Source organism: uncultured Caballeronia sp. (assembly GCF_964243625.1).
Taxonomy (GTDB): Bacteria; Pseudomonadota; Gammaproteobacteria; order Burkholderiales; family Burkholderiaceae; genus Caballeronia.
The window spans coordinates 1-4,232 of sequence record NZ_CAXTGZ010000524.1 but is presented as its reverse complement, the minus strand read 5'-3'; the positions used below and the strand labels follow the sequence as shown (position 1 = coordinate 4,232).

The following is a 4,232-nucleotide window of genomic DNA, read 5'->3' as shown; positions in this document are numbered from 1 at the left end:
ATTTGCTGCGCGGGGAAGGCAGGGGTGGTCAGTTTGTCATGTCGGACGGGCTTGCTTTTCCCATCGCGCCTCCACGCAACGGGCCGCTTTATCTGGGCGTGCGCCCGGAAGACGTGGTGGTCGGCACGGGCGATCAGCCAGGCGCTTTTTCAGCAGATATCTTCGCGTTCGAACTGCTCGGCGACGTCACCCTCATCACGCTGAAACTTGCCGGCCAGCACTTTGTGGTCAAAGGCGACAAATCCATTCGATACACCGACGGCGACCGGATCATCGTGCGGCCAGAGCCATCGAAGATGTTCTGGTTCGACGGGACGACCGGCGAGCGCATCAAAACCGGCTGACGGTCGGGGCTGCCCCAATTCAGTTGCACAAGCTTGAAGCTTGAACCAGGAGAACGAGTCACCATGCGTCCCAACTTAATCAAACAGAAGTTCCTCGCAGGCGAACCCATCGTCAATGCATGGCTTTCCATCCCGAGCAGTTATGCGGCGGAAGTCGTGGCGTCCCAAGGATTCGATTCGGTGACAGTCGACCTGCAGCACGGGATGATGGGTTTCGAATCTGCGTTGACCATGTTGCAAGCGGTCAGCATCACGCCTGCAACACCTCTGGTCCGCTGTCCTTCGCTCAATCCGCCGGAGATCATGAAGCTGCTCGATGCAGGCGCCTACGGCGTGATCTGTCCTTCCATCGATACCCCCGAGATGGCGCGCCAATTCGTTTCTGCATGCCGCTATCCGGACGCCGGGCAGCGCTCGTTTGGTCCGGCGCGCGGACTGCTTTATGGCGGACCTGATTATTTCAGTTGCGCTAACGACACTGTCCTGACGCTTGCCATGATCGAATCGCAGCAAGCGCTCGATCAACTCGATGCAATCCTCGATACACCCGGCCTCGACGGTATCTACATCGGCCCGAACGATCTTGCGTTGAGCCTTGGCATGAAACCCGGCATGCAAACGAACGCGAGGCTGGAAGAGGTGATCGGGCAGATCCTCCGCGGCGCTCGTGATCGCGGCCTGCTTGCCGGCATATTCTGCAGCGACGGCGCCGCGGCGCACAGCCGGCTGGAGGAGGGGTTTCATCTAGTGACACCTGGCAATGATGCCAACGCGCTTGCAGTCGCAAGCACGTCGCGCCTTCTGGCAGCGCGCGGCGCGGGCGGTGCGACAGCCCGCGGCGGCTACTGAAACTCGCTGAAGGAACAGGGCAATGGCCGCCATTCCGCTTGTCTTGCTACCGGGAACACTGTGCGACGCGCGTGTCTGGCGTGCACAGGTCGACGCGTTGTCGGTACAGCGGCCAGTCGTCGTATGCGAGTTGGGCAGCGAGCGAACCATGGAGGCCGAGGTGGCCGCGTATCTTGCGATACTCCCGCCGCGGTTCGTGCTGGGCGGATTCTCACTCGGTGGAATTGTTGCGCTGGAGCTTTACAGACAGGCGCCGGATCGTGTGGCCGGCTTGATCCTTGTTTCGACCAATGCACGACCCGATCCGGAATCAAGCCAAGAGAAACGCCGGAAACTGGTTGAACGGGTCGATGCAGGCGAGCTGGAAAGTGTTCTGGATGAGTCTCTGTTGCCCTATTACTTTTCGCCTGAATGTGGGCACCGTGGTGAATTGACCGCTCTGATCAGGGCGATGGCGCATTCGAGCGCGGCGAATTTTGCGAACCAGTCGCGCTATGCAAGCGATCGTCCGGATTCAAGGCCGATGCTGAAATCGATAACCGTGCCCGTTCTATTGATTTGCGGTGATTCGGACGTGTTGACGCCGCGCGACCGGCAGGACGAAATGGCGCAAGAGCTTGCGCAAGCGAGCACGGTGTTCATTGCACGATGCGGCCATTTTGCAACGCTCGAGTCATCTGATGCATGTAATCAAGCCATGCAGCAATGGCTGCTGAGAATGATTCCCTAGCCGTTTGATGGAGATTGATCGCCGAAAGTAATAGATTACTTATTAGTTAGGAAACCGATATAAAAAATACGCTGAGAGATCAACTGTTGAGGCGTCAGTGTCTTTTTGGCGCCGATACCCGAACCCACGCAAGACATTCCGCACGTCAACACGACCTTTACGAGCCACGTGAAATGAAACCGACCCGCGCGCTTTTATCCATTGCCTGCTGTTGCGCTGCTATCAGCGCTCATGCACAAAGCAATGTGACGTTGTACGGCATTATCGACGAAGCCTTCCAGTACACGACGAACCAGGCGGGCGGCCACGCTTATCAACTGGCCAGCGGAACATTGAGCGCTTCGCGTTTTGGCTTCAGGGGGCGTGAGGACCTTGGCAGCGGATATGCGGCCATCTTCCAGCTGGAGAACGGCTTCAACGCAAACACCGGCAAGCTCGGGCAGAACGGCCGTCTGTTCGGCCGCCAGTCGTGGGTAGGCATTTCGACGCCTTACGGCGCAGTCACGCTGGGTCGTCAATATGATTTCGAAACGACCTTCGTGGGGCCGTTCGAATCGGGTTATGCATGGTCGGGCGGTCCCGGCACGCAGCCCGGCGACAACAACAACATGAACGCCAGCTTTCGCTTGAACAACGCCGTCAAGTTCGTCAGCAACCCGTATCACGGATTGACTGTCGGTGCGGCGTATTCATTCGGAGGCACGCCCGGGTCGGTCACCAACAACAGCACGTACGGTGCCGGCATCACTTACACAATCGGCGGCTTTGCGGCTGCGGCGTCGTATTCGCATATCGATCATCCAAATACATCTGTGTACGACGGAACGAACACCACTACCGGCGTGACCGTGTCGGGGCTGAGCTACTCCGGTTTCGTATCGGCGAAAAGCCTGCAAATCAGCGCGCTCGGCGCCTCATACACGTTCGGAAACTCGACGATTGGCGGGACTTTCAGCAACGTCGACTTTGGCAAGCTGGGCAGCGGTTCGGGGCCGAATCCCGAAGGGTATTCCGGTACCGGCGTCTTGAATACCGGCGAAATCAACTACCTTTACCATTTCACGCCGGCATTCAGTGCGGGCACTGCGTTTATCTACACACGTGTGAATTCGACGGGTGGCGCACCCGGCGCGATTTATCGCCAGATCGATATCGGAACGACATATAGTCTTTCGAAGCGCACGGATGTGTATGTGTGGGCGTATGGTCAGAACGCCAGTGGGACCAATTCCGTGGGTGGGCCGGCCGTTGCGCAGCTTGCCTTTACATCGGCTTCCTCCACCGACAAGCAACTTGCCGTGGTAGCCGGCATCCGGCATCGTTTCTGAGCATGGTTGAGCTTTTTGAGTTTTCAATTGAGAGGAGCATAAGGTGAGCTTTGACCTAGGGTCGTACAAGGATGTCCCGAACTTCATTTATGGAATCACGCGTGAAATCTGGGAGGACCGGGGAATCGGCGGGAAGCTCGACAAGCATTACGCGCCCGATATCCTGCTGCGCGCCGCGACCGGATTCACCGGAAGCAACAAGGGTGTCACGGCGCAGACGCTGCAGACGCTGCATCAGTTCCCTGACCGCCAGCTCGTTGGCGAGGATGTGATCTGGACGCCGTATGGCGACGGCACCTTTCTTTCGTCGCATAGGTTGACCTCCGTGATGCGTCATACCGGCGACGGCGTTCTCGGCCGCGCCGAGGGACGCATGGTTCGCAGCCGGATCATCGCGGATTGCTGGGTACGGGATCAAGTCGTGATCGAGGAGTGGCTCGTGCGGGACCAGGCTGCTTTCGCGCGGTGCCTGGGCACAAGTGCGCGCGCGCTCGCCTGCAGCATGACCGACCGGGAATTGCAGCAGGGCGTGCCGATTTCCTTCTTCACGCCTGAGCACGACAAGCCGAGCCGCTATAAGGCAACCGTGCAAAGCGACGACGAAACCGTTCACCGTTATCTCGGCGGCATGCAACGTCTTTGGCACGACAAGGAAACGGCCGTGATTCGCGACATGTATTTCCACGGCGCCGCGTTTCATGCACCCGGTGGGGACGTACTCTACGGGCATGGCGATATCGATACATTCGCGCTTGGTTATCTCGCATCATTTCCCGATGCGGTGCTCAAAGTAGAAAGCGCACGGGTGAACCGCGATCCTGAGCAGCCAGTAAGGGTTGCGGTGCGCTGGTCGCTCACGGGCACGCATTGCGGCTTCGGACATTTTGGAGAACCGACCGGCGCGCCTGTCTACGTCATGGGCATGTCGCACGCGAATCTCACGAAAGACAAGGTAATGACGGAATTTTTCGTTACCGACGA

The 4,232-nt window shown here is 58.5% G+C and carries 5 protein-coding genes; all 5 read left to right on the top strand.

Annotated features, from left to right (window positions below):
* A partial coding sequence (locus ACFFAR_RS26210) for a TOBE domain-containing protein (protein ID WP_174364721.1) occupies positions 1-344 on the top strand: 344 nt, incomplete at its 5' end.
* Between the two features lie 63 nt (positions 345-407).
* Positions 408-1,193: an aldolase/citrate lyase family protein gene (locus ACFFAR_RS26205; RefSeq protein ID WP_174364722.1), complete on the top strand. Its 786-nt coding sequence runs from the start codon at positions 408-410 to the stop codon at positions 1,191-1,193.
* A gap of 22 nt (positions 1,194-1,215) precedes the next feature.
* Positions 1,216-1,923, top strand: a complete 708-nt coding sequence (locus ACFFAR_RS26200; RefSeq protein ID WP_375508744.1) for an alpha/beta fold hydrolase — start codon at positions 1,216-1,218, stop codon at positions 1,921-1,923.
* A 173-nt stretch (positions 1,924-2,096) separates the two neighbouring features.
* Positions 2,097-3,251 (top strand): porin, encoded by a 1,155-nt coding sequence (locus ACFFAR_RS26195; RefSeq protein WP_375508743.1) that lies wholly within the window; start codon positions 2,097-2,099, stop codon positions 3,249-3,251.
* 43 nt (positions 3,252-3,294) lie between these two features.
* Positions 3,295-4,232, top strand: a 938-nt coding sequence (locus ACFFAR_RS26190; RefSeq protein ID WP_174364725.1) for a nuclear transport factor 2 family protein, incomplete at its 3' end; no start/stop codon positions are given.

Excerpts from the sequence above, each read along its gene's own strand:
- ACFFAR_RS26205 (WP_174364722.1), top strand. The coding sequence starts at position 408 with ATGCGTCCCAACTTAATCAAACAGAAGTTCCTCGCAGGCGAACCCATC.
- ACFFAR_RS26200 (WP_375508744.1), top strand. The coding sequence starts at position 1,216 with ATGGCCGCCATTCCGCTTGTCTTGCTACCGGGAACACTGTGCGACGCG.
- ACFFAR_RS26195 (WP_375508743.1), top strand. The coding sequence starts at position 2,097 with ATGAAACCGACCCGCGCGCTTTTATCCATTGCCTGCTGTTGCGCTGCT.